Source organism: Paraburkholderia sp. Ac-20336, from assembly GCF_017105025.1.
Lineage (GTDB): Bacteria > Pseudomonadota > Gammaproteobacteria > Burkholderiales > Burkholderiaceae > Paraburkholderia.
In genome coordinates this window covers 200,029-226,330 of record NZ_JAAGPS010000001.1, presented here as the reverse complement: position 1 = coordinate 226,330, position 26,302 = coordinate 200,029, and the positions used below count along the sequence as shown (strand labels likewise).

The 26,302-nt window shown below is 57.6% G+C and carries 17 protein-coding genes and 2 pseudogenes; 13 read left to right on the top strand and 6 right to left on the bottom strand.

The genetic code is table 11. From position 1 onward, the window contains the following. Positions 1-304: 304 nt before the first annotated feature. Together GXB81_RS00975 and GXB81_RS00970 are read left to right on the top strand one after the other, a co-directional pair. On the top strand, positions 305-1,348 hold the full coding sequence (locus GXB81_RS00975; protein WP_205988061.1) for a patatin-like phospholipase family protein: 1,044 nt from the start codon (positions 305-307) through the stop codon (positions 1,346-1,348). A 2-nt stretch (positions 1,349-1,350) separates the two neighbouring features. After that, on the top strand, positions 1,351-2,850 hold the full coding sequence (locus GXB81_RS00970; RefSeq protein ID WP_167037639.1) for a GntP family permease: 1,500 nt from the start codon (positions 1,351-1,353) through the stop codon (positions 2,848-2,850). Between the two features lie 79 nt (positions 2,851-2,929). On the opposite strand, the gene GXB81_RS00965 is transcribed toward GXB81_RS00970, so the two are convergent. Next, on the bottom strand, positions 2,930-4,336 hold the full coding sequence (locus GXB81_RS00965; protein ID WP_205988156.1) for a replication initiation protein: 1,407 nt from the start codon (positions 4,334-4,336) through the stop codon (positions 2,930-2,932). Positions 4,337-5,376: 1,040 nt separating this feature from the next. On the opposite strand from GXB81_RS00965, the gene GXB81_RS00960 reads away from it, so the two are divergent. The 4 genes from GXB81_RS00960 to GXB81_RS00945 all read left to right on the top strand — a co-directional run bounded on the left by GXB81_RS00960 (position 5,377) and on the right by GXB81_RS00945 (position 10,269). After that, the gene (locus GXB81_RS00960; RefSeq protein ID WP_167037642.1) at positions 5,377-6,588 is read left to right on the top strand and encodes an AAA family ATPase; all 1,212 of its coding nucleotides are present in this window, start codon (positions 5,377-5,379) and stop codon (positions 6,586-6,588) included. Next, on the top strand, positions 6,585-7,559 hold the full coding sequence (locus GXB81_RS00955; protein WP_167037646.1) for a ParB/RepB/Spo0J family partition protein: 975 nt from the start codon (positions 6,585-6,587) through the stop codon (positions 7,557-7,559). Before GXB81_RS00960 ends, GXB81_RS00955 begins: the two co-directional genes overlap by 4 nt. A 388-nt stretch (positions 7,560-7,947) precedes the next feature. After that, a complete protein-coding gene (locus GXB81_RS00950) occupies positions 7,948-8,127 on the top strand; it encodes a hypothetical protein (protein ID WP_205988060.1) in 180 nt (59 codons plus the stop codon). A gap of 1,788 nt (positions 8,128-9,915) precedes the next feature. After that, positions 9,916-10,269, top strand: coding sequence for a hypothetical protein (locus GXB81_RS00945; RefSeq protein WP_167281436.1), 354 nt, complete (start codon positions 9,916-9,918; stop codon positions 10,267-10,269). A gap of 173 nt (positions 10,270-10,442) precedes the next feature. On the opposite strand, the gene GXB81_RS00940 is transcribed toward GXB81_RS00945, so the two are convergent. Next, positions 10,443-11,357 (bottom strand): LysR family transcriptional regulator, encoded by a 915-nt coding sequence (locus GXB81_RS00940; RefSeq protein ID WP_205988059.1) that lies wholly within the window; start codon positions 11,355-11,357, stop codon positions 10,443-10,445. Between the two features lie 95 nt (positions 11,358-11,452). Between GXB81_RS00940 and GXB81_RS00935 the strand changes: the two genes are divergently transcribed. Beyond that, complete coding sequence (locus GXB81_RS00935) at positions 11,453-12,520, top strand: SDR family oxidoreductase (RefSeq protein ID WP_167281440.1); 1,068 nt, start codon at positions 11,453-11,455, stop codon at positions 12,518-12,520. Positions 12,521-12,810: 290 nt separating this feature from the next. Here the strand turns inward: GXB81_RS00935 and GXB81_RS00930 are convergent, their stop codons facing one another. Beyond that, a complete protein-coding gene (locus GXB81_RS00930) occupies positions 12,811-13,092 on the bottom strand; it encodes a hypothetical protein (RefSeq protein ID WP_345889822.1) in 282 nt (93 codons plus the stop codon). Between the two features lie 681 nt (positions 13,093-13,773). On the opposite strand from GXB81_RS00930, the gene GXB81_RS00925 reads away from it, so the two are divergent. From GXB81_RS00925 to GXB81_RS00915, 3 genes are all read left to right on the top strand, one after another. After that, on the top strand, positions 13,774-15,222 hold the full coding sequence (locus GXB81_RS00925; RefSeq protein ID WP_167281441.1) for a basic amino acid/polyamine antiporter: 1,449 nt from the start codon (positions 13,774-13,776) through the stop codon (positions 15,220-15,222). Positions 15,223-15,769: 547 nt separating this feature from the next. Next, positions 15,770-16,222, top strand: coding sequence for a Fur family transcriptional regulator (locus GXB81_RS00920; protein ID WP_205988058.1), 453 nt, complete (start codon positions 15,770-15,772; stop codon positions 16,220-16,222). A gap of 476 nt (positions 16,223-16,698) precedes the next feature. Next, positions 16,699-17,451 (top strand): porin, encoded by a 753-nt coding sequence (locus tag GXB81_RS00915; protein WP_205988057.1) that lies wholly within the window; start codon positions 16,699-16,701, stop codon positions 17,449-17,451. A gap of 152 nt (positions 17,452-17,603) precedes the next feature. On the opposite strand, the pseudogene GXB81_RS00910 reads toward GXB81_RS00915, so the two are convergent. After that, positions 17,604-17,978, bottom strand: a pseudogene (locus tag GXB81_RS00910) (transposase); the annotation flags it as partial. 1,049 nt (positions 17,979-19,027) lie between these two features. Between GXB81_RS00910 and GXB81_RS00905 the strand changes: the two are divergent. Both GXB81_RS00905 and GXB81_RS00900 read left to right on the top strand, forming a co-directional pair. After that, entirely contained in the window at positions 19,028-20,332 is a 1,305-nt protein-coding gene (locus tag GXB81_RS00905) for a site-specific integrase (RefSeq protein WP_205988056.1), read from the top strand. A gap of 589 nt (positions 20,333-20,921) precedes the next feature. Further along, positions 20,922-21,704: an integrase arm-type DNA-binding domain-containing protein gene (locus tag GXB81_RS00900; RefSeq protein WP_205988055.1), complete on the top strand. Its 783-nt coding sequence runs from the start codon at positions 20,922-20,924 to the stop codon at positions 21,702-21,704. Here the strand turns inward: GXB81_RS00900 and GXB81_RS00895 are convergent. Both GXB81_RS00895 and GXB81_RS00890 read right to left on the bottom strand, forming a co-directional pair. After that, positions 21,646-22,694 (bottom strand): annotated as a pseudogene (locus tag GXB81_RS00895) (IS3 family transposase); the annotation flags it as partial. The gene GXB81_RS00900 and the pseudogene GXB81_RS00895 sit on opposite strands and share 59 nt — an antisense overlap. Positions 22,695-22,833: 139 nt before the next feature. Beyond that, positions 22,834-25,092: an FUSC family protein gene (locus GXB81_RS00890; RefSeq protein ID WP_205988054.1), complete on the bottom strand. Its 2,259-nt coding sequence runs from the start codon at positions 25,090-25,092 to the stop codon at positions 22,834-22,836. 133 nt (positions 25,093-25,225) lie between these two features. Here GXB81_RS00890 and GXB81_RS00885 point away from each other — a divergent pair, with 133 nt between their 5' ends. Further along, positions 25,226-25,999: a helix-turn-helix transcriptional regulator gene (locus tag GXB81_RS00885; protein ID WP_205988053.1), complete on the top strand. Its 774-nt coding sequence runs from the start codon at positions 25,226-25,228 to the stop codon at positions 25,997-25,999. The last annotated feature ends 303 nt before the right edge of the window (positions 26,000-26,302 follow it).

Sequence of the window (26,302 nt, the reverse complement as noted above, 5' to 3'; positions counted from 1 at the left end):
AGCACGAATGAATGACGGATCGCGCTGGCGGATTCGATTGATCTCGCAAGACACGATCGTTACGCACGGGCATGTGAACAATTATCACAATAGCGCTATTGGGCGTAATGCCAGTGAATCAAAACGAATACGCTTGACTTTTAAGCATCGCCCACTTTCAATACGGATGTTGCAGTGCGGCGGCTCGCATTTAAAACGCTCTGCATGCCGTTGAAAAGTTCACAAGTTTAGCCAGCAATTCCTTCGCCCGCCGGACATTCGGCGCCAGTTCGTGAAATGGAGCACTCCTCAACAAGGAGTCGTCTTGGCTGCAACGAAAGCTCGATCAACTCATCGCGCACCCGCTCGCATCGACCTCGCATTGCAAGGCGGCGGCTCGCACGGTGCTTTTACATGGGGCGTCCTCGACCGTCTGCTCGAAGAACCCTGGCTACAGATCGAAGGTATCTCGGGCACGTCGGCCGGCGCGATGAATGCCGCCGTGCTCGTGAGCGGTTATCAACTCGATGGCGTGGCCGGCGCACGCGCCACGCTCGAAGCATTCTGGCGACGCGTGTCCGAGGCGGCAGTCTTCAGTCCATTTCGCCGCAGCCCGTTCGACGTGCTGATGGGCCGCTGGACGCTCGATTATTCGCCGCTTTTCATTGCGATGGATCTCGCGGCCCGCATGTTCTCGCCGTACGACATGAATCCGCGCGGCGTCCATCCGCTGCAGAAGATTCTCGAAGAATCGATTGACTTCGCCCATCTGCGCGACGCACCGATCAAGCTCTTCATCACCGCGACGCGTGTGCGCACCGGTCAGGCACGCGTGTTCCGCAACGCCGACCTGTCGCCGGACGTGCTGCTCGCCTCAGGCTGTCTGCCGACGCTGTTCCAGGCGGTGCGGATCGATGGCGAGGACTACTGGGACGGCGGCTACGCGGGCAATCCGACGATCACGCCGCTGGTGCGCGAATGCACGTCGAGCGACACGCTGCTGATTCAGGTGAATCCCATCGAGCGCGATAAAACGCCGCGCACCGCGCGCGAGATCATCAGCCGCCTGAACGAAGTCGCGTTCAACGCACCGCTCATGAAGGAGCTGCGCATGATCGCGCTGCTACGCCGCGCGGCGGACGCCGGCAGCGACGAAGGCCGCCACTGGGCGAAGATGCGCATTCACCGCATCTCGAGCGACGTGATGACGGAACTCGGCTACTCGTCGAAGCTGAACGCCGAGTGGAGTTTCCTGACGATGCTGCGCGACGAAGGACGGCTTGCCGCGCAAGCGTTCCTCGACGAGCACGGCGACTCGATCGGCGTGCGCTCTTCACTTGATCTCGACGCGTTGCTCGACGGAGTCTGACCATGGACGTCACTACCCTGTCACCGCTCGCGGTGGGTCTCGGACTGTTCGGCATGCTCGCCAGTCTCGCGCTGCTGATCGGCTTTGCGTATCGCGGCTGGACCGTATTGCTGCTCGCGCCGTTCGCCGCGATGCTGGCCGCCGCCATTTCGGGCGAGCCGATTCTCGCGCATTGGACACAAACCTTCATGATCAGCGCCGCGCGGTTTCTCGCGCAGTTTTTCCCGCTGTTCCTGCTCGGCGCGCTGTTCGGCAAGCTCATGGAAGACAGCGGCTCGGTGAAGGCGATTGCGAGTTACATGACGGACAAACTCGGCGCGCATCGGGCGATTCTCGCCGTCGTGATGGGCGGCGCGCTCGTCACGTATGGGGGCGTGAGTCTCTTCGTCGCCTTCTTCGTGATCGCACCGATGGCGACCGCCCTCTTCCAGGCCGCCAATATTCCGCGCCGTCTGATGCCAGCCGCGATCGCGCTCGGCACGTCGACCTTCACGATGTCCGCGCTGCCCGGCACGCCTGCGATCCAGAACGCGATCCCGATGCCGTTCTTCGGCACGACGCCGTTTTCGGCGCCGGGGCTCGGCATTATCGCGAGTATCGTGATGGCAGGCTTCGGGCTCTGGTGGCTGTCTTTGCAACAGTCGCGCGCGAGAGCGGCCAACGAAGGCTTCGATGGTTCGAACGCGGCGGCCGCGCCCACCGCGAAGCCCGCGGCCGATTCGAGCCTCGTGCGCGAGCGCGCGACCGTATCGCAGAGTTTCGATCCCGGCGAAATCGGCCACGGACACGTCAGCGAAGATCAGCCGTCGTTCGGTGTCGCGATCACGCCGCTCGTGCTTGTCGTACTCACGAACTTCGTGATGAACGTGATCGTGTTGCCGCGTCTCGACGCCGACTATCTCGCGGACGCCCGCTGGGGCGAAACCTCGCTTGCGGCCGTCGGTGGCGTGTGGGGCGTATGCGTCGCGCTCACCGTTGCGATCGTCGCGCTCATTCTGCTCAATCGCCGTCGCTTGCCCGCTTTGCGCGAGACCATCGACGCGGGCGCGAATGCGTCAGTGCTGCCGGTCTTGAGCGTCGGCAGTCTGGTCGGCTACGGTGCGGTGATCGCCGCACTGCCCGCGTTCGCGCTCGTGCGCGAATGGGTGCTCGGCATCGGCGGTGGTCCGCTCGTCTCGCTTGCCGTTGCAACGAATCTGCTGGCGGCGCTAACGGGCTCGGCATCGGGCGGCCTGACCATCGCACTCGATGCGCTCGGCAGCACCTATCTGCAACTGGCCGGTCAGTACGGCATCGACCCTGCACTGCTGCATCGGGTCGCGGTGATTTCGTCGGGAACGCTCGATAGTCTGCCGCACAACGGCGCAGTGGTAACGCTGCTTGCCGTGTGCGGCTCGACACATCGCGAAAGCTATCGCGACATCGTCATCGTCGGGATTCTGGGCGCGCTGCTCGCGCTCGTCGTGGTGATCGTGCTCGGAACGCTGGTTGGATCGTTCTAGAGAGAGGGGCGGCGCTCGCGCAGGTCGCGGGTTATCGATCGTCAGCGCCGCATCGCTGATGGCTCACGCGGGGCCGATGTCAGGCCGCGGCAGCCCGGGCCGCATTCATCCGGCCAAAAACGAACTGGCCGAGATACCAGACCAGTTCGGTATTCGCGAAGATCGCCTCTTCCGTCACCGTCGACGGTTCCAGCTTCATACGACGCAGCATCAGCTTGCCTTCGCGCGACATCGTCCACGCGTGCATCAGTTCCTTGCGCGTCTTTGCGTCGGCGGCGCTGAAGTGGTCGCGGCCTTGGCGCGAATCCTCGTTCATGCGCGCGCGCACTTCCTCTTCGCGCGTGGCGATGCTGTGCGCCACCGACTTCCTCGCCACGGTTCTGGCTTCCTGCTCCTGCGTCTCATCGGCAAGCAGTCTGGCCTGGACGTCGACCATCGTTCGCTCGGCGTCGGACATCTTCCAGTTATCGCGCAGCGCGCGCATCAGATAGCCCGCCGGACTCTTCTTGACCTGGCCGCGTTTGATTCTGAAGCGCGTGTATTCGACCGCCTGCTGAATGCGCTCGTCGGTCCACACGTCGCGATTCTCGGAAATCTCGGTGAACTGCTTGGTTGATAGCCCGAATTCGTCGGTGAGAATCTTGTACAGATGACTCGCATCGGCAAGGCTCGCGAGCACGGCATCGGCCGTGTCCTTGCGCTTGAGCAGGAAGCGGATGCGATCGATTTTCTTCGAGGTTGTCGACGCCGTCCGCGTCTCGTACGAAAGTTCGACGTCCGATACATCGTTGATCTCACGGACCGCCGGCTCGAGCCAGTCGCGCTTGAAGTACTTGAAGATAGCCGCGTTCGCGCCCATTTTGCCGGGCCAATTGCGCATCTCTTCGAGCTGAATCCAGTCCGTACGCCCCGCGGGCACGTGCGGCAAAACTTTGTCGTAGATCGCGCGCGCGAGGCTGCGCGTGAACGCCGTCGAAATGCGCAGGCTCAGCCAGTGCGATTTCTGCGGATCGCGGATGTGAGGCACGAGCCGCGGATGGACGTCGAAACGCATTCGCCCGCGATGAAAACCGACCATGCCGATAAGTTGAACCTGGACCCAGAGATCGTCTTCGTTCGGATCGCGGTCCGCCGGCGTATTCGTCACGCGGACTTTCGCGTTCTGCGCTTCGTCGGCAATCGTGCGTAAATGCTTGAGATTGCGGCTGTCGTAACGCATCAGCCACTTGAAATAGTTAAGCTCGATGTCGTACTGATCGCGCTCTTCGGACTCCTGCGCGACGATGAAATACGCAGCGTCAAGAAAGCGCCGCGCGGGTAGCCCCATATTGACGATTTCGGTGAAGAAGTCGTTGCGCTGATAGCCGATCTCCCGATTGGCTTCGTTGATGCGCAACCCCTGGTCGAACATGTCCTCGAACAGCGCGAGTGCCATCTGGCGTGAGGTGGCCTTCGACTTGCCCTCTTCCGGATTGTCCGCCGTCATGTTCTTCATCCACTTTTTTCGCTTCCGGGACTCTAGCACGCGGTGGTGAGCTGTCAACACACAGAACCTCACCATCAGGGCGTGGCCTCGCGGCAAGGAAGCTCGTGCTGCGGATGAGCACACAGAACCTCACCCGAGACACAACCAACCTCACCGACGGAGCGGCTCATTGTGGAGCCAGGCCTTGTATGACAGCACTTCTGGCCGATTCCGAGGGCTTTGCACAACCCACCTCACCTTTGCAGTGGCAAGCGTCTGTCATGCACACCGGGCCTCACCTTGATGGGGAAAGAGCCTCACCTTCCTGCACAACAGGCCGCACCTTTACGCACATTCCACCTCACCTTTGGCACAACCCACCTCACCTTTCTGAAGTTAAGTAGTTGAATTAACTGGACATTGAAACTTCCTGTTGGTTTGTTGGTTCGTTCTTGTTTTAAAAACAACCCACCAACTGCGATTTGCAAAGCTGAAAAGAGAAATGACGCAATGCAGCAAGGTGAGGTTGATTGTGCGCGTCTGGAAAGCGCAATCTCGATTTTGGGTGATGGTGAGATTTGTTGTGCTGCTGGGTGAGATTGAAATACCCTGGTTTGGCTATGGATCGGCTCCTTAGCCGTTGAGTTCAGGGCCATGTAGGTGAGGTTGATTGTGCGTAGGGGCTTTCGAAGCGATTCTGATCCCGTATGGTCGCGTTTCGCCCGGCAATTTCGAGGAAAGGTGAGGTCAGTTGTGCTGTAAAGGGTTCGTCAGTGAGACGCGAAAATGAGAAAATGCACAAATGACCTCACCAGACGCCAATTTTTTAGGCACGCTGAGACTTGCTCCGGGGATTTTTCGGATAAAGGTGAGGTCATTTGTGCCTCGCCGAGGTCGCTCAAATAGTCGTGTTTAGCGAGCAAGAGCGCGATCGCCTCCGAAATTGGGCTCTGAAGTGTGTCGAAGTGCGAAAAATCTGCATAAAAACAGTAATTTAAAAAGCTATTTTCAAGCATTTCCTGTATTCTGAGGTTTCTAGAATTTTATGGGAAAACCTCAGAATGGTCAGAACGAGCCAACTTCCTGCCGTAGACCGAACCGTTCACTTTGAGCAGATCAGCCAGTTTGCGGAAAAGGTCACGATTTTTACCAATGAGCTGCGTGACACGATTCTGGCTCCGCGTCCGCGAAAGACGGCTCCTGTTTTCAAGACGGGTGAGATTGCCGAGATGTGCAATATCTCTCACTCGCAGGTTCAATATCTTGCGACCAAGGGCGACGGTGAACTGCCCTCGGGCACCGCTGCCGGCACCGGTCGCACCCGCACGTTCACCCTCGAAGAAGCGCGCATCTGGGTGCAGAAAATTTCTGATATCTACCAGACTCCGCTCGTCACCCGCGTGAAGGAGCCGGACGGAAAGATCATCATTACCGCTCAGCTCAAAGGTGGGTCCGCGAAGACGACAACGACCATGTGCCTCGCTCAAGGCCTATCGTTGCGCGGCCGCAAGGTACTTGTGGTCGACCTTGATCCGCAGGCGTCACTGTCGGAACTGTGCGGACTGTATGCGGAAAAAGATGTGACACCGGAAGATACGGTGCTGCCGTACGTCTATGACCAGGATATCGAAGGGGGTCTCGAAGGCCGGGTGCAGTCGACTTACTGGGATGGCATCGATGTCATTCCGGCGCACACGGAGCTGATCGGTGCTGAGTTTCATTTGCCGGCAATGCAAAAGGTGAGGCCGGGTTTCCGGTTTTGGACGGTCCTTCGCCAGGGCCTCGAGCCGCTACGGAAGAAGTACGACTACATTCTGATGGACACATCGCCGTCGCTGTCATACCTCAATCTGAATGCACTCATGGCGGCGGATGCAATGGTGATGCCGATGGTGCCGGAGAACCTCGACTTCATCAGCTCGCTGTCGTTCTGGCGACTCTTCTCGGACGTGTCGAAGAGCTTCATCAAGTACGAGAAGGACAAGAAATACGACTTCGTCTCGCTGGTGCTTTCGAGGGTCGATTACGGGCGAAACTCGTCGGCTCCCATCGTGCGTGCGTGGGCACAGAGCGCATACGAAAACTGGCTGCACTCGATTGAAGTGCCGGCGAGCTCGGTGATGAGTACGGGCGCGCTGGCGTTCTCGACGGTCTTTGACATCAGCAGCACCCACAGCGCAGCCAAGTCGCTGCAGCGTGTACGGCAGCCGCTGGTTGACTATTGCCGATGGATCGACGAAATCTATTCGGAAAAATGGAGGAACGCGCAATGAGTAATATGCGAGAACAGTTGCTGGCCAAGACGTCCGGCATTCGCAAGACCTCGGCCATCAATGAGGACGAGGTGAAGCGCAGCAATCGCACGCAGACAGCGCCCGGCCTCGCGGGCGCGCTAGCCGTTGCGCAGCTTCGGGTACAGGAGCTGGAGGCAACCGGTGTCGCATCGCAGTTGGCGGTGGCGGGAATTTTGCCCAACCCCTGGCAGCCTCGGCGGGTGTTCAACGAAGCCAAGCTTGCGGAACTCGCCGAGTCCATCCGTGAGGTTGGGCTCATGCAGCCGATCGTTGTGCGTCGTGTCGCCGACGATTATCAGATTGTTGCTGGTGAGCGGCGTTGGCGAGCACACAAGATGCTCGGGCTCGATACGATCAAGGCGGTGGTGGCGGACTGCTCCGACTCGGATATGGCCGTTCTGGCGATGGTCGAAAATATCAGCCGGGACGATCTGGCCGATTACGAGATCGGGGTTGCTATCCGCAGATCGGAGACGGAGTTTCCGAACCGGAAGCGACTGGCGGAGGCGATGGGTTTGTCTCGTGCAGGGCTTTACCAATTTCTTGCGTTCGACAATCTTCCGGACTTTATCAAAAAGGATCTGGATATCCAGCCGCGGCTTCTTGGTGGAACTGCGGCACAGGCGATTGCCGCGGCGATCAAAAAACACGGCGAGGATGGCATCAAGGCCGCGCGTGAAATTTGGCCGCTGCTGGTGAGAGGCGAAATGGATCAGGGCAAGATCGCCTCGGCCATTGTGGCGCTGGCCACGAGACAGACGACGTCAGGCGGAGCGAGCGGACGCAGCATCGAAAAGTTTTTCTCGGGACGGGAGCACGCAGGAAGTATCACGAAGGACATCAGCAACTTTACGATCAAGATCAAGACCGGAGTGATTACCGAGGCGCAGGAGATTCAGATACGTCAGCTTATCGGGCAGATGTTTCATGCGCAGCCCAAGACGAATTGACTAATCGTTGGTTTGTAAGAGAGAAGCCCGCCTCGTGCGGGCTTTTTTGTTGGTGGCGGGCGGGTTGTTCTGGCGGGATGGAGAGTGTCTAGAGTCTAGACACTTTGGGTGGCTGGCCGAGTGACGCCTGTGTTGTCAGGGTTGCGCGAGGGGAAAAGGCGATCTGCTGGTCTGTTTGATTGCGACTCTCTTTGTCTCGCTTTGGGGTGGGCAGCCGGTTCTCAACGGGCGTTGGCCGCTCAGGGATCGCTCGGTTGGAACGGCCGTTCAGAAAGATATTTGATCTCGATTTTTTATCACCACTTCGCTTGCTGGGACGGGAGGGAAGTATTCGATCGACACTCAAAGCGAGATTCACCGTTCCCTCGCTTGGCATCTGGGTGATCTCGTGTTTGCCGGCGATGATCCGAGCCTCGGCGCCTTTCTCGATCCGTTGATGCAGTTGGACGAGGCCATTGGCTGTCCCATCGAAGATGAGATGGTGAGCGCGTATTTAGAAGCGGCGTGTGGAACGGTCACTTTGTTGCTTATCTCGTCCGCTCGTGTTCTTTCTCATCCGGCTGCTTAAACATAATGTGGCCCGAGGGTGGGCGCGTCGAACAGATAAGTTGGTAGCCGTTCGTCGAATAAACCCCACTTGTTGACGCGAGAGTGAACTCCGTGCGTAAGGAGTTACTTGAAGGTATTGCGTCGGCTCATTGGTGCCGCCGTATGCGCTGACATCTCTACGGGGAGAAGCAGAATGCGGGGTCTGGGCATTCCAGCTCAGATACCCGCTGCTGCAGTCTGCCGAAATATTTGCTGCTTGGTCCGATCTCTACTTACGCCCCGTTTCCCTTGAGAGGCTCGTTATCGACGGCCATCACAACGATCAGGCTCGCACAAAAAGTCGCATGGAGTTTTTCTCGCGTCCTCCGTTTGCCGTGTCATTGACGGCGTGCAGCAAAAACGGTCTGCTGACCTTCTGTCATCGGCCTCGCTCCATTGCCGTGTGCACCTTGAGGACCGATTTCACTACATGGCTCTGGCGCGTATAAACATTGGCCATCTTCCTTATATTGGGTTGTGCTCTGGGAAATGGACCCGTCGCAGAGGGCCTGTCTGGTTCGACTAATAATGAGGCGCAGATTCAGTCGTCTCTAACGATTACGGCGCCGGCGTGAACGATCCGCGGATCACGGGGAGTTGGCCTACCGGTCAGGAGAGCGACGATCAAGCTAACATGGAGCGCTGGAACGTCCAATCAGTAGAGAACGTCCTGGATCGATATTCATGGAAGAGTTCGCTGGCTTACCGTGGGGTCGGCAAATGCGCTATCGAGGCGCCAAAAATCCTCCCTTGTCAGGGGAAGCCGGCTCAACCCATGATGGGAAATTTCAAAGCTGCCAAGAACAATAGCGGGCTAGCATCAATGGCAACAGCCTGATAGATAGCCTTTTACAGGTCCGACAGGAACAGGATTTACGTCTTGATCCTGATGCAGCGAAGCCGACTCTTCTTCCTCTACGAAGGCCATATGGGGATCGTAGATGTTCTTAGGCCAAGTCCTGCCTACACGAGACTTGGTGCAAACAGACGCTAGCTTCATGACTGCAACAGCGTAGTCCCACAGCACTACCCGGCATGCTATCGCGATTTACTTCCCGTTCTGAACTCCGCAGAGCTAGGGTCAATGCCTGTCGGCGATCAGCAGCCGTAAGAGGGTTACGGTAAAGATAACAGCGCAGCGATCCGGCGGTTTTCCTAGCGAATCGCCATCTCATCATTCTCAAGCCGATCGGTATAGGCGTGGGAACATATCGCTTTATCCACGGACACCACGCGACAGCATCCTTACCGAAACCCACGTGTCAGGCGAGCGAACAACAGGGGAGGGAGGTAATATAATTAGGGGTCATATCAATTGACCAGCCACAAGCAGTTAAATTGCGCAAAGTAATACCAATTTCGACAATATATGCACAAGTTTGTGATTCCCGAGCCAATTTAGCGTGTAGCCGCATCGTGAAACAATATAAAACGGCGGGAAAACCAAGCAACTCACTGTTTTATAAGCTGTTTTTAGAAATTATGAATTATGTTTCACGAAAAAAGGGCGTTTGCCAAGCGAAACGAGAGTTGTTCTCGCCGGATGGGATGTATATCGGAAATATCTAAGAAAGTATCGACGAGCCGTAGCATTCAATACGTAATTTGTAGCGAACGTCAACACTCCATCCAACGAACTCCCACCGTTCCGAACCCATAACCGGGATCACGAAATTCAGTAGTACACGCGCAAAAAACTATCAATTTTCTTCGCGGACCGACACCCGAATAATCCGTCTCACGCTCTCACCACAATGACGGTGACAGCATGTCAAAACCCACCCGCATCCAACGCGGAATCCGCCTTTACAGCGATCGGCATGAGTGCTTCCTGCGCAAGCTCGACCTCGAGGGCTACATTGCCGAAGCGGCAAAAATCGGCGCCAGTGGCATTGAAATCGTAAGCGAGCAGATGATTCCCAACGCGTCCGATGCGTTTTATGCCCAATGGCGCGAATGGAAAGCGCAGTACGGCACGACACCGGTTTGTCACGATCTCTTTCTCGACACGAAGCGCTATCCCGACCGTCGCCTCGCCGATGACGAATGCGTCACATCCATCGAGGCCGATTTGCGTCACGCGTCCAGACTCGGCTGCACGCTTCGTGCGCGTACTCGTTAGCGTATCCGCCGCATATTCTCTCGCGCTACACGTGATCGCCGCCGTGCCGCGTGCGCGTCGCGCAGGATGGAGAGCGCGATGCCGAACACGGCAGCGGCGCAGCAGGGCAGTGACGCGTCATATCGCCAACAAACAGAATCACTCTCCGTCCAGCGGACACTCGAAGCCCCCGTTCATCGAATTTGCAAATGAGCTTCGAGCGTTTGCGCCAGCACATCGATTTTCGGTGTGCGCCGCCGCGCAACCGGCCATATCAGGCTGAGCGGTAAGCCGTCGGTGGCGGCGTCCGCGAGGATTTCGACCACGCGTCCAGCCTTCAGATCGTCCCGCACCAGCCAGGTGGCGAGCTGCGCAATGCCGAGTCCCGCCCGTACGAATGCGAGTTGCGCCTCCGCGTCTCCCGCCACGATGCGGGAGCGAACGACGCGCTGGCCAATGTGCCCGTCCGCCTGGATGTACGACCATGCCGATTGCGTGCCGTCCGGCCGTCCATAGACGATGCAGTCGTGCCTTTCCAGATCGTCGATCGTCAGCGGCGCGCGGTTCCGTTCAAGATAGGCCGGTGCCGCACAGAAGATCAGTCTTTCATGGCCCATGGCGTGGTGTGCGAGCGACGACGGCAGATCTTGCGGGCCGCCGATGCGCACGGCCAGATCGACGCCTTCGTCGGCCAGGTCGACGAAACGGTCCGCGAACAGCAGATGTGGCCGCACCTCCGGATACTGCGCGGCAAACCGCAGCAATACCGGCACGACGCACAGCCGCCCGAACGATGCCGGCAAGGCAATGCGCACGGTGCCGACCGGCTCGCGCTTTTGCGCGGCGAGCGCGGCTTCCGTCTCCGCAAGCTCGCCCAGGATGTTCGTGCATGTGGCGTAGAACGCGTGTCCCGCATCGGTGAGCGACAGGCTGCGCGTCGTTCGCTCGAACAGCACGACACCGAGCCGCTGTTCGAGCCGACCAATGCTTTTGCTCACAGCCGAGCTTGTCAGGTTCAGTTGCTGGGCGGCAGCGGTGAAACTGCCGGCATCGGCGGCACAAACAAACGGCACGATGCCTTTCAGACGTTCGTTCGGGAAAGTGGTCAATTGATGAAATTAATTCTCGAAAATGATGAAATATTATCCGAGATAGGAATTCATGTCTGAAGTACCCTCATCCGGTCATCAATCCGGAGAAACAGATGAGCAAGAAAGCATTGATCGTCGGCGCAAGCGGCGTAGTAGGGCGGGCCTTGGCGGAACGCCTGTTGTCGACCGGCTGGACTGTCTATGGACTGTCGCGCGGGCGCAGTGCCGCGGTGCCCGGCTGCGTGCCTGTCGTCGCGGACCTGACCGCAGCCGATTCGGTTGCCGCTGCGACGGCGGGCCTCGACGTCAGCCATGTCTTTTTCACCGCCTGGTCACGTCAGGCGACCGAGAAGGAGAACATTCGCGTCAATGGCGCGATGGTTCGCCATGTCCTCGGTTCTCTCGCGCACTCCACGAAGCTCGAACACGCTGCACTGGTGACGGGCCTCAAACACTATCTGGGTCCGTTCGAAGCCTACGCATCCGGCGCTGTCCCCGATACGCCATTTCGCGAAGTGCAGGGCCGTCAGCCGGTCGAAAATTTCTACTACGAGCAGGAAGACCGGCTTTTCGAAGCAGCAGCCCGCGACGGCTTCACCTGGAGCGTGCATCGCCCGCACACGATCATCGGGTTTGCTCCGGGCAATGCCATGAACATGGGGCAGACGCTGGCCGTCTACGCAACACTGTGCCGGCATAGCGGACAACCGTTCGTCTTTCCCGGCTCCGCGGCGCAGTGGAACGGGCTGACGGACATGACCGATGCGCGTCTTCTGGCCCGCCATCTTGAATGGGCCGCCACGAGCACGGCTGCGCGCAATGAGGACTTCAACGTTGTCAATGGCGATGTGTTTCGCTGGAAGACGATGTGGGGACAACTGGCCGATTACTTCGGCATCGAAGCCGCACCGTTCGACGGTACCGTGCGGCCACTCGAAGGCCGGATGCAGGACGCGGCGCGCCAGTGGCGCGACATTGCGAACTGGCACGGACTGAAAGAGCAGAACATCGACCGGCTGGCTTCATGGTGGCACACGGACGCCGATCTCGGACGTCCGATGGAAGTCGTGACGGACATGACAAAGAGCCGCAAGGCAGGGTTCCTGGATTATCAAGGCACGCCAGATGCGTTCTTCGATCTTTTCGGACGCCTGAAGGCGGAGCGTCTCATTCCGGGTTGAGAGCTTGGTTGCCCGCCTCAACCTCGCGCGCGCATTCGGGCAACACATCCTTGAATCACACGTAAGCCGGATCGTTGTCGCGCATCATCAGCTTACTTACCGCGGATCGTCGATTCATTTCGTGCCGACAACGCGGAACGTATTGAAACCGGAATTTTCCAGCTGAAACCCGGGCGGAAAAGTTCTGTTCAGGTCGCCCGTTCCTGATTGATGCGCAAAGTAAAAAGCCGTCACCGTGAAGTCACGATGACGGCTTTCCATCCGGCCGTTGTTTTGAGTGGCGCTTCCTGTTATTGAGGCGTCGACGCCGACATGGCGGCGGTCGCGCGCTGGCGCGATTCCTGAACAGACTGATTGCGCTCGGCGCTGGCCTGACGCCGCTGTTCTCTCATTTTCGCGCGGGCCTGCGCATTCGCCGCGCGCTGTTTCTGATTAGCCTGACGCACTTCCGTCCGTTTCTGAACGATCGGGTCGCTATGCGTTGCACTGGCCGCTGCGGCGGCCGGGGCGGCAGCATCGGGCTGGGCCGGTTGCTGCGCAAATACCGATCCTGAAGCGATCGCGCCGAACACGAGCAATGCAGAGGTGATTCCAAGAATAGTACGTGACATCATTTAACTCCACCAGTTAAGATGACTAATTACCTTACATACCTACCTGAAATATGTTTCTTTGACCGTGCCTCATGCGCTATGACTCATAGTCGGTGCCGCGGCGTTTCAAATTTACCGATGACACATCATGGCGGCGTTATTCGTTTCGCCGGCAGCAAAGGACATGTACGTGGCACGCAGGGGCCACTTTAACACTCTGTTCGATGCATGCAACCGGTGTGTCTCCAAAGATTGAGGAATTAATCGTTATTGAGCATGGTAAATATGAATTAGTTGTCAAATTCATGCATACCTGACGTAATGAAATGGACCACTCGCTGCGCATGAAAGAACAATTCACTAAAAGTTGAGTGATGCCATATCGGTAAAGATAATTTATTATGGCTGCGATGATGGTTTGGGCTACTCAGGTTCGCTCGGCGAAACCTGCATGTCGAAGCCTCTTTGAAGCGAACTTTTAACCACTACGACGAGGACATTCCCGACTAGGACACAGGTTGCCTGATTGGGAGAATGGTTTGCATCGCATGCGGAGTGGGTGACATGGATGCATTGCACAACGAGAAGCATATACCGTGTGCGTGCTGATTCCACGTCAGTCCTTTTCCGGAAGAAATCGGCTTCTCCGAATGGTGGACGATGACAACCCAGGTTGAGACGAAACTGTCGTTGCCCGCATTGACCGCGATGGTCGTCGGCTCCATGGTGGGGGCGGGGATTTTCTCGCTGCCGCGCAACTTTGCGCGGGCGACCGGGCCGGCTGGCGCGATCATCGCGTGGTGCGTGGCGGGCATCGGCATGTATGCACTGGCGCGCGTTTTTCAGGCGCTGGCCGAGCGGCGTCCAGAACTCGATGCCGGCGTGTTCGCGTACGCAAGGGCGGGCTTCGGCGACTACGCGGGCTTTCTGTCCGCATTCGGCTACTGGATGGCGGGATGCTTCGGCAATGTGTCCTACTGGGTGTTGATCAAGTCGACACTCGGTGCATTCGTTCCCGCATTCGGCAACGGCAATACGGCGATTGCGATCATCGTGTCGTCGCTGGGCATATGGCTGTTTCACCTCGTGATGCTGCGCGGCGTGCAGCAGGCGACGATGATCAATACGATCGTCACCGTTGCGAAGGTGATTCCGATCGTGCTGTTCATCGGCATTCTGATCGTCTTGTGCCGCGCCGATATGTTCCGCGCGAATCTCTGGGAAGGTCATGGCGAGTTGGGAGCGGGACTCTTCTCGCAGGTGCGGGCCACGATGCTCGTTACCGTGTTCGTCTTTGTCGGCATAGAGGGCGCGAGCGTGTACTCGCGCTATGCGAGAAAGCGCGCCGACGTCGGCACCGCCACGGTCTCGGGCTTCGCGGCGGTATTGTGCCTGCTGGTTCTCGTGACGCTGCTGCCCTACGCGACATTGCCGCGCGCCGACATCGCGCTGATGCGCCAGCCCTCGATGGCCGCGGTGCTCGGTGCGCTGCTCGGTCCATTCGGTGTGGTGTTTGTCAGTGTGGGGCTGATCGTTTCGATTCTCGGCGCTTACCTCGCATGGTCGCTGATCTGTGCCGAGGTGCTGTTTGCCGCCGCGCGCATGGAGACGATGCCGCGCATCTTCTCGCGGCAGAACGAGCGCAAGCTGCCGGTCGCCGCTATCTGGCTGACCAGCAGTGTCGTGCAGATGTTCGTGATCAGCACATACTGGTCGACCGATGCATTCGCGTTGATGCTCAATCTCACGAGTTCGATGGCGCTGATTCCGTATTTTCTCGTGGCCGCGTATGGCATCAAGGCTGCGCGTCACGATCGCGAGCATAGCGAGCAACGTGGCGACCGTGCTTTGAGCCGCGTGTTACGCAGGGAATATTTCATTGCGGCGTTCGCGACGTTGTATACGGCCTTTCTGCTGTTCGCGGGGGGCGCCAAATTTCTGATGCTGTCGGCGTTGCTCTATGCGCCGGGTTCGGTGCTTTACGTGCTGGCGAAACGCGAGCGTGGCCAGCGTGTGTTTTCCAAGGCTGAGTGGGTTATCTTTGCCGTCGCGGTGTGTGGTGCTGTTGGCGCGTTGGTTGGTCTTGTGTCTGGGGGCATTGTCATTTAAGACTTCGGGCTTTGCTGTCGTGATCTGCAAATGTTCACGCAATTCGGGGTACTGCGTGGCAAACCATAGCAACGGAGCGTTTCCAAACCGGCGCGCGAATTCGTCGTCGAATCGCGTATGACAGGAAAATGAATACCTAAAATTATCGCGAATATTGCAGCACTCCATCTCAAGCGCGGCAATGCTGCCGCTTCATGAATTGCGATAACTCGCGAACATCATGAACAACTGTCAACAAAAGCGGGTATAGGCCGGTCGATCTGGCGATCGCGCATCACATTGCAGGCGGGAGCGAAAACTTCTTCACGTCGCATGCAGCCAATGAATTTCTCATGGCAATACCTGGCGCGAAGCCATGGCATAAAAACGAAATTCGCCGCAACTCAACAACGACCTTAAGGTTCTCCTAAGGATGCAGCTCTCATAGTCTCTCCTCTTGCCATTCGTCCTGCGAGAGCCGGGCGATAACCGTCCCGCCCCTTTCTTCGCATCGACCGGCGACGACAGTCCTCTCCAACGGCGCGATCGCCTGCGTCGCGTTGCCATCATGTCCATGAACATTCATCGAATTCTCGAGCAGGCCGGCTTGCGGCCCACGCTTCCGCGTGTCCTCGTGCTGGAGTTTTTTCATCAGCACGCCCATGAGCATTTCAGCGCGGATCAGGTCTACAAGCGCCTGAATGGCGATACGCCGAATATGAGCCTGGGGACGCTTTATCGCGCACTAGGTCTGCTCGTGGACAGCGGGTTGTTGAGCAGCGTTGCACTCGGCGAAGGCTGCCTGGTTTACGAGTTCAATGACGGCAAGCCGCACGATCACATCGTGTGTACCGAATGCGGCGGTATCCGCGAGTTCTTCGACGAAGAGATCGACGCGCGTCAACAGGTGGTCGCGGATCAACTCGACTTCGACGTATCGGGACGGCACCTCGTACTATTCGGCCTGTGTCCCGACTGTAGAACGGGCAAGGTGCAGGTGCGCATGGTGGGCAGAAGATAGCAGAGCACATCCGACGCCACTCGTTCCGACTGGTCGCGTGCACCGCACGATCGAGCAGAAAATAAGCAATTCGAAACATTCGATAGACGAATCGGTGCTTGCCCCGGCAACGGCGGCCCGAGTGTGCAATCGAGCGCACCCGCACGGCCGTCGTCACGGTCATCGACTCGGGTAATATCGTGCCGTTGCCGCTGGCGCATGATGAACGACGAGGGCTGTTCGTGAACGCCCAGGGCGGTGCCCGGTTGCAACGTCGCGCCCGGCAATGGGCGCGAGGGGCCACGGCGGTTGCACGATCGACAAATCCGGCCATGACTTCAACGATCAGGCGTTGCCGGTCGGTGTCGCCTGCCGGGCCATTTTTGTCGAGCAATACTCCCTGTAGTCCGACATTCGCAATGTGCTATCGCTGACTGGTGCGGCGCCGGATCGGCGGCAAGACTCTACCCATAACGATGCCGACAACGAGGAGTCACATGAAATATAAGAAGACCGTTTGTGCCGCGGCAGCGGTGCTGTTTTCTCACACGGCCTGGGCCGACTCGTATTTTCAGCGAGTGCTGTCCGAGTGGCCGTCGATGCCATCCGCTATCCAGCAGACCGGCATTTCGCTCTATGGCGCCGTCGACATGGGCCTCAATTTCCAGAGTGTGAGCGGCAATTCGTGCTGGCAGACGCAGAGCGGCGGCGTTCACACGTCGCAATTCGGCTTGTTCGGCCGGGAAGACCTCGGTGGCGGCCTGAAGGCGGAATTCAATCTTGAAAGCGGCTTCATGGCGAACAACGGCACGTTCGGCACCAGCAATACGCTGTTCGACCGCGCCGCGTGGGTCGGCCTCAATTCGGCAAGCTGGGGCGCGGTGCGCCTCGGCCTGCAGCCGACCGCGAATCTGCCGCCCTTCGTCGACCCGTTCGGTGAAGTGACGACGAATTCGGTCGTCACGTGGCTCGCGGGCGGTGCGGTGCAAACGCCGAAGGGTGTCGGCTACAACGCCGACCTCGGCCCGGGTTCGAGTCAGGTGCTCGTGCGCACAAGCAACGCGGCAACGTGGACCACGCCGCGCATCATGGGTTTCGGCGCAACCTTCCTCTATGCGTTCAACGGCCAGGCCGGCGTGTCGCCGAACGCGTCGAACGAGGGCGCCGTCGCGTCGTGGACGAACGGCACATGGTATCTGGCGGGCGCGTATATTTGCCCGTGCGCGCTGGTGCGTGGACGCGATGGCTGACCAACAAAACGGGCTTGCAGCCATTGCCGATTGTGCCGAAAGCACAACCCTTACCGCTGCCCGAGATCATTGCGCGCCAGGCGCGCATTGAAGTGCCGGCCACGAGGAGCGAGCGGCGCAAACCCCGCTGGGGGGTGCCCCTATGTCCTTCGTCAAGCGTTAGAGGCTGACTTGGGTTGGTAAATGGAGCCGTCGCGCAGCATGGCGAACAGGACGTCGCAGCGTCGCCGTGCCAGTGCGATGAGGGCCTGGTTATGTCGCTTTCCCTGCTGGACCTTGCGTGCGTAGTAAGCCCGTGAGACGGGGTCTCTCAAGGCCGCGAAGGCAGATAGAAACAAGGCGCGTTTGAGCACCTTGTTGCCGCGCCTGGACGGATGCTCGCCACGGATGGATGAGCCTGAGCGCCAGGTGACCTGCCGAAGCAAATGCTTTGTGTGCGACCTCGGTGAGAAGTCTGGCGGCGGTCCGACGCCGACTCCCGGCATGCTGGTCAGGACCGGCCAAAGAGGGTGAGCGAGCAACCGTCGATAGGCACGGCCGGTGACGCCTACGACAACGCCATGTGCGAATCATTCTTCGGCACGCTCGAAGCGGAGTTGCTGTCGCGAGAACACTTTCCGACCCATTAACAGGCTCGACGTCGTCTCTTCTGGTTCCTCAAGGGCTGGTACAACGTGCGTCGCTTACATAGCAGCATCGGCTACTATTCGCCGCTCGAATTCGAAGAGTCGCACATAAAAAAACTGGGTGCTCCGACATGCAGGTTGCCCATCGTCGGGCGGCGTCATGGTCGTGACAGGCGACCCGCCGCCCGCCTGTGGACAACCTGCGACTCATCGATCAATGGAGGCCAACCACACATCGATCGAAACCGCAAATCCGTCCGTCGAAGCGGGTCAATCTCACTACCACGCCAAACAGAATTGTAGGGAGTGTGCAGCCAACAAGGTCTCGCCGGCGAGTGTCTCATGCCCTAGTGGAAGCGGTCGGTCGGCAATTGCTTGTGGATGGCACAAGTGGGCCGATCAGGGACGGCCGATCAGGCGCGTGTCGCGGAACTTCTATCATCATTCGCGAGAATGACGTCGCAGACGGGTTTTTCACTCACGGACGGCAGTGTATCGTCGACGTGCAAGCTCGACGGCGGACGCGAGACTCGTGAAGCTACGTCTCATATCGACGGCAAAGTCAGTCGCGCTTGACCTTATCCGCACGAACCTCAACTGTGCGCTCCGAGGAGATTATCGAGTTTCCGGCGAATCGTGAATGCGGCGTGCCGTCTCGTTAACGCCGTTGATACTCCGAGCGTAGGCGTCTAATGGACGTTACTGGAATATTTTGGAGTGGGAGTGATTTAGGATCCTCTGCAGTGGTCTGCAGAGGTCCATTAGTTCCTCGATTTCCCCTACGGAATCAAAGGTTTATCGTCTTATTTGATCCGCTAGTGTCCGGCGACAGCAACGTGTGATCAACGGTACCGGCGACGGTATAGCATCTTTCTCTGCAGACGACCCAACTTGATACCGTCACCGGGCGTGACGGTATCAAGCGACGGTATCAGTTCACGGAGTATCGCATGCTTACCGACCTCGAATTGCGGGCGCTCAAGCCGACCGGCAGTATCTACAAGGTGACCGACCAACGCGGCCTGTATGTGGCTGTTACGTCGTCCGGAGTGGTTAGTTTCCGTTTCGACTATCGCCTCAATGGGCGTCGAGAGACGCTCGTCATCGGTCGCTATGATCTGCGGTTACCTGCCCGCGGGGCGCGTGATCCGGAGGAGCTGAACTTCGGTATGTCACTGAGTCTTGCGGAAGCGAGGCTTCTGCTCGAACGGGCCCGTCGGGAAGTTGAACAGGGTATCAGTCCGTCGAGAGCCAAGGTCGACAAGCGGGTGGAAGCGGCCGAGGCGCTGACGTTCGGGAAGTGGGCCGAGAAGTACTTCTTGGAAGCCACGCTGGCGGAGTCGACCCGTGCAATGAGGAAGTCCGTCTACGATCGGAATCTCGCGGCGGAATTTGGGCGGCTGAAGCTCGAAGAAATTACCCCCTCGCGACTCATGGCGAGATGCGAGAAGATCAAGGAGCGAGGCGCGGCCGCTCCCGCCGTTCAGGCACGAGATATCGTGCTGCAAGTCTACCGTTTCGTGCAGGCGAGGGGGCTAAAAGTGGCCAATCCGGCAGCGGACATCCGTCCCTCGGCTATCGCCACTTTCAAGTCGCGCGACCGGGCACTGACGCCTGCGGAGATCCACATATTTTTCAAGGCGCTGGAGCGGACGCCCACGCTGCCCACACTGCGTCTGGCGGTCAGGTTCATGCTATTGACCATGGTGCGCAAGTCGGAGTTTATCCTGGCAAGGTGGGAGGAGGTGGACTTCAATACCGCGACGTGGACCATTCCGAAAGACAGGATGAAAGCTGGCCGGCCGCACAATGTCTATCTGAGCCAGCAGGCTCTGGATATCCTCGTTGCCTTCAAGACGTGCTTCGGTGCGAGTTCGTATCTTCACCCCGGTCGGTACGAGACGGAATTGCCTATAAGTGCAGCCACCCTCAATCGCGTGATCGACAGCACGGTCAAGCTCATTCGCAACGGCGATGCTGAAGACTTCGAGTCTTTCACAGTACACGATCTGCGAAGAACGGCCAGCACACATCTGCACGAAGCTGGGTTCAACAGCGACTGGATTGAGAAATGTCTGGCCCACGAGCAGCGCGGTGTACGGGCCGTGTATAACAAGGCCGAATATGCCGAGCAGAGGAGGACGATGCTTCAGGCATGGGCGGACATGCTTGACGGATGGGTAGCAAACGACCCTGCAGTCAATGATGCTGTTCACCTGCGGCCTGCTGGACATGGTTTGACTCTGATCGCGTAGAAGCGTGCGTGTGTTTTCGGCGGGGCCACGCAACGTCTCTGCCGAACAGGGGTAGCACAAGATCGCCGCCAGTTATATTGATCTTTAAATCGGGGATCCCTAATACATTTGAGAAACGGCTCGACGCCCCTGGGAGAGGACTCGAATATCATGCTTAAGAAATTGAAAATTAAAGAAAGATTTTTTAATTCATATCGGAAATATACGTACGTATGCGCAAAAGCAATGGATTCGTTTGGACGATGTCAGCACTGGGATTATCGCCCCGGGAAAGTCCGGTCTGCTCGATGAATTGATCGATCGCGAGTTCACGGGCAATTTAGAAGATGCGTCGGGCATGCGGTATTACTCACGCGGCACCTTAGGTTGATAATCGCCTTCTAACGTTGTCGGTTCGAATTCGACCCGGCCCACCATTCGCTATTCCATCAAGCTCCGGTGTGTTCCGTTGGAGCCGCCGAAACCCTTGCTGGGTGGGCCTTTCGGCCCATGCCCTGTTCCTTGGGTTGCCACCTCGATCCATTGACTTCTCCCATTTTTTGGGGGTAACTTTGGGGGTAACTCTAAGCGCGAAACAGGAGTTACCCCCATGTCTCTTTCCGATACCGCAATCCGTAGTGCAAAGGCAGGTGTTCGCCCTAAGAAGCTGTCTGATGGTGGGGGACTTTTTTTGCTCCTAAATCCGAACGGGTCACGGTGGTGGCGATTGAAGTATCGCTTCGGAGGTAAGGAGAAGCTCATTTCGCTTGGCACCTATCCGGACGTTTCCCTGAAAGATGCGCGTGACAGGTGCGAAGAGGCACGAAAGAAACTCGCCGCAGGATACGACCCGGGCGAAGCCAGGAAGGCGCAGAAGAGGGCGGACAAAGACCAGGCGACGAACAGCTTTGAAGTCGTGGCGCGCGAGTGGTTCCAGTTGACGAAAGGGAAGTGGGAAGCGGAATACGCGAGGTTGATCATGCATCGGCTGGAGCGGGACATGTTTCCCTCCCTCGCAAAACGCCCGATCAACGAAATTACCGCGGTCGAACTGCTGACTGCATTGAGGAAAATCGAGAAACGCGGCGCCGTCGACACGGCACATCGGTCGTTGCAGAAGTGCGGACAGATTTTCCGGTATGCAGTTGTGACCGGACGGGCAGACCGTGACCCTACGACGGACCTTCGTGAGGCGCTCAAGCCGGCGCCCAAGCAACACTATGCATCGATCAAAGAACCTAGGGAGGTCGGTGCGCTTGTACGCGCGATCCGCGACTACCAGGGAGCGTTCGAAACAAAGTGCGCTCTTCTCGTCGGAATCCTGACGTTTGTTCGTCCCGGTGTGCTTCCTGTGCCGACATGTAACCTACTGACGGCAGCCATTCTGTCTTGAAGCTGCGAAACAGTCGCTCCATCGGGGAATTGTCCCAACAATTTCCACGACGACTCATGCTCTGTTTGATTCGGTAGCGCCACAGACGCTGACGGAACTTGCGGCTTGCGTATTGGCCGCCCTGGTCCGAGTGAAACAGCAACCCTTGCGATCGGCCTCGCTGCTCGTAGGCCATCTCCAACGCCCGCACAACCAGATCGGCGTCCGGGCGTGTCGAGAAGGCCCAACCAACAACCCGGCGTGTGAACAGGTCGAGCCCTACCGCCAGATAATGCCAACGGCCTTGCGCCCAGACATACGTGATGTCGCCGCACCAGACCTGATTCGGTCCATCCACCTCAAACTGACGGTTGAGATGGTTCGGGATATCGATCCGCTCAACGGTCGCCTGCTTGTATGCATGGCTGCCGGGCTGCTTGCAAATCAACCCCAGCTCTTCCATCAAGCGACTGACCTTGAAGCGGCCAATCGTCGTGCCTTCCTCGCGCATCATGCCCATGATGCTGCGGCTGCCGGCTGAGCTTCGGCTCTCGACAAACAACTCGTGAACTCGGCTGCGCAACGCCATGCGCTCGGCATCAACTCGTGTGGCCCGCTCCCGGTGCGCATACAGGCAGGACCGTGAAACGTCGAATACCGTGCAGATCAACTCAACCGATTCGCTTCCGCAGATTCGATCAATTACTTCGTACGTTCGATGCCTTCCGACATCAAGAGCGCGGTAGCCTTTTTTAAAATGGCCTTCTCACGCTCGAGGCGTTCGATTCGCGCCTCGAGTTCCTGAATACGTTGCTGATCCGGCGTGATTGCCTTGCCCTGGGGCGTGACGCCCTGACGCTCCATCTGAAGCTGCAAAACCCAACGGCGCAGGACTGATTCACCAACGCCAACCGAACGGCTCGCCTCAGAAAAGTTATAGCCCTGATCGAGCACCAGACCGGCGGCTTGCTGTTTGAACTCGGGGGAAAACGAACGACGTTGCTTCGGCATCAGACACCTCTCCATGGCGAGCATTCTCGCCTAAATCAGTGTCTGGTTTCATTAGACCACTACAGCAGCCAGGAGGATGAGAAACTTTGTCCAGTGAAGTAGATAAGGTGGGCCACAAAAAACCGGATTAACCTCACGTCTATTCACCCTGTTGGGCAGTATTGAGAGGACAGGTTTCATCCATTAAAGCACTCCGCAGATAATGTAGCTGGATCAGAATCTTCTGTGTCAAGTGGGATGGAGGTTCGTAAGGGGACGTCTTATCAAGCTCATCAGTTATCGCTGAAATTGCGCGCGACGTGGTGCTTAGTGATCTTTTATAAGTTTGGTCGCTACTATTTGATATCGCCTGTGCTACTGCTTCAAACATCGAAGAGATCTCGGCATGAGCGCGTTGCGACAGGTGATGCTCACGTGGGCCCTCTAAAGCCTGAACCAGTTCGTGAATATCAGTGGAGGTGCGGCCTACCTCAAGAGTGAAGAAAAACCAGTCAAACGCAACGCGTCGACGCACATCGGTCCCAGCATCGGCGACATTCATGATTTGCCAGAGAAGGTCACGGGTTGTGCTTTCGAAGGAGCCGGCGATGTTGGACTGAGGTCGCAAACATGCATTGACTGCTTGCCGTTTCAGATCGCGAAGCAGCAGCTTGAAGTGCCAGTTCGCTCCCGGCGGAAAGAACGTAACGAACAGCAAAGTTGTCATGAGGAGCGAAAAGACCGTTGCGATGGAGTCGTTGATGTAACTCGCAGGACTGAAATGCATGTCATTTTCAGGGCCAGCGAGAAAGCAGAAATAAATGCAGAAGCCTATCCCGATGCCAGACGTCTGCGGTCTTGAGGTGAGAAATGCGCCGACTGCGAGGAATGGACACAGAGCGAGCGCCAGCAGTGGAAAGCCGTCGATGTTGGGAAGTATGGAAAAAACAAAGACATATCCGGCAATCGCTGAAGCGGCTGTTCCGATCGTCATCTGAACGGACAGCTGGGTTGGTCTTGCGGAAAGGGCGGCCAGAGCGCTAATTGCTGCGCCATTCAGGACTGCCATGCCTCCGCTTGGCCAAGCCGTTTCGTACCAGAACCACGCTAGTCCAGCGATGACGATAGCCGCCCGCAGCGCTGCAATGCCAGCGACGACCGGATTCGTTCGCGGGGTGAAAGGCACTTCGGATTGCTTTTCTGGCTTCGCGGACGGCGGAGTTATCGATACATACATCGTGAGGAATGATATCAGGTCATCGACAAACCTTATGACCAGTTCGACGGTGGTTTCGAGCTCCATGACGGTGTTGACCGGACCAAGGGGAAGGAGGCGGGACTTTTGCACCCGTGCGTCAAGCTCGCTGCGGAGCAGCAAGAGAGAATTCGCCGCTTGATCGACATCCCTTTCGGCGAACAGATCACCTAAACTGGTCGGCAGTGCGTCGGCGACCCGATCCATCAGCTCGCGAACTGCCGGAGCATTGACGCCTCCCGCCTTGAGGCAACGGTCAATCTGCCGGTAAAGTGTATGCTGCCGAGTTAGCAATCGAGTGAATTCCTCGTTCAATTGTGCTAAACGCCCGGCGCGGATTCGGATCTCGGGGTCTTCGAGGACTGCCATACCGCGTGCACCTTCCAGCTCCATTATATTGGCGACGAATTGAGCATGTGCGATTGTCAACTCGTCGCGGGTGAGGTTACCACTCATTGCCTTCCTGGAGAACGTAAGGAATATAATGAAATATCGTTGGATCGCAGTAAGCAGGCGCGATTTTACGTGCTGCGGAAAAATTAGCGCGCTGACGGTTCCAGCGCAGATAACTCCTATCGACACTTCTGCCAGTCTGGTGGTGGCACCAATAAATGAACCAGAAAAATCTGCCATCGCTGGGACACCCACAGAGGTCGCCGTATAGCCAGCTAAGACGAACCCATATGTTCTAAAATTTCTGTTGTGTGCGGCGCCGAATGTACATATGCATATCCATCCTGCGGTAGCAATCAGAAACAGAATGGGTGTTTGGGCAAACGCAGCGACGAGAAGCATCGTTGCGACGGCACCAATGATTGTGCCTCCAAGCCGATACAAGCTTTTCGAGAAGACCATGCCGCTTTCGGGTTGCATCACGACGAAGACTGTGGTCATCGCTGATCGTGGAGAAGGGAGATCCAATCGCATTGAAATTAGAAGTGCAATGAGACCGGCTAGCGTTGCCTTTAGTACGTACATCCACGAACTTCCGTCGACACGTACCCAGTCTCTAAAAGCCTGCTTAGCCGCAGGAAGAATCGGGTTGCTGCCAGTCCGCGCGTTATCAGCGTGGTGCATTTCTAGTTGGGCCTGTTCCGTTTGCGCGATGCGCGACCAAAGCAGCTTATCCAGGTTCGGATGTGCGCACTTCTCGATTCCGGTCACGAAAACGCTCGAAAAAGGACAAATAATGAAGGCCGGGCCAGAACTGGCGGGTGGTCCGTGAAGGATGATTGAGCTGTTCATTCGGACATGAAGAGAAATCATAGGTATGAGTCGCGGAAAGGCAAACTCCGAAATGTGGAACGATCCGGTATTGGACGTGCTTGCGCTGGGGAACTCCTTCGCTGTAAGGTCGCTCGTTCGGGAAGGGGAGGCAGCAGAACGATACGCACATCAACATAGCGAAGGACAGTTGATTTACGTCGAGCGGGGCACTGCACTGTTAGAAACGCCCGATGCAATAGTTCGACTGGCGCCGGATCGGGCCAGCTGGATACCGCCAGACCTGCCTCACTCAGTATTCATCGAGCGAAGCTTCAGGTACCACAGCCTTTACGTCAGTCGAGTTCTCTATAGTCTTCCGACTTTACGTGTGATCACCGTAAGCCCGCTATTGCGCGAACTCATACTCGAGTCAGGTGGCTGGGACAAGCGGAATGTGAGTTTTGTGCAGCGTCACAGGAAGGCACTGGTGATCGCCGATGAGCTAGGTCTAGCTTCGACCGTGCCAGTCAACATTTGCATTCCCAAAGACAGCAGGATTTCCTGGATCTGCAGCTTGCTCGAGAGCAATCCAGGCGACAGCAGGTCGCTGCAGGCGTGGGCGGACGAAGCGGGTACAAGTGCCAAGACGGTTCAGCGCGCCTTCACAGCGAGTACGGGCCTCAGTTTCCATCAATGGAGGCACCAGGTGCGCATGGCGAGGGCGCTGGAGCTGCATGCGCAAGGGATGCGCGTGATCGACATTGCACTTGCGATTGGCTACGCAACCGAGGGCGCTTACGCGCTGGCCTTCAAAAGATACTATGGGCATAGTCCTGGAAAGCTGCGTGCGGCAAAGGGACCATAGCGGGTGTTTCCGTGTCGGATCGTTTTCGTTGCCGGAACTGCCCGTCCAGTCGACGGATGATCACCGTGCGCCGCTTTGCAAATTCGGCTGCAAACTGTTTGCTTTTCGCCGGCTTGGCGACATCCATGGAGCAATGCTTTACCTTTGAAAGGGAGAGATTCATATTGTCTGAGGTCATGTTTGCGTCCGCAAATTGTGGTTGCGGACACAAGCATGCCCCTCCTCACCTAGGGTCGCCAAATGGGGAGGAATCACTGCTTACGATTTCTTAACACAGCAGGACTAGGTCCGCCGATTGGCGAC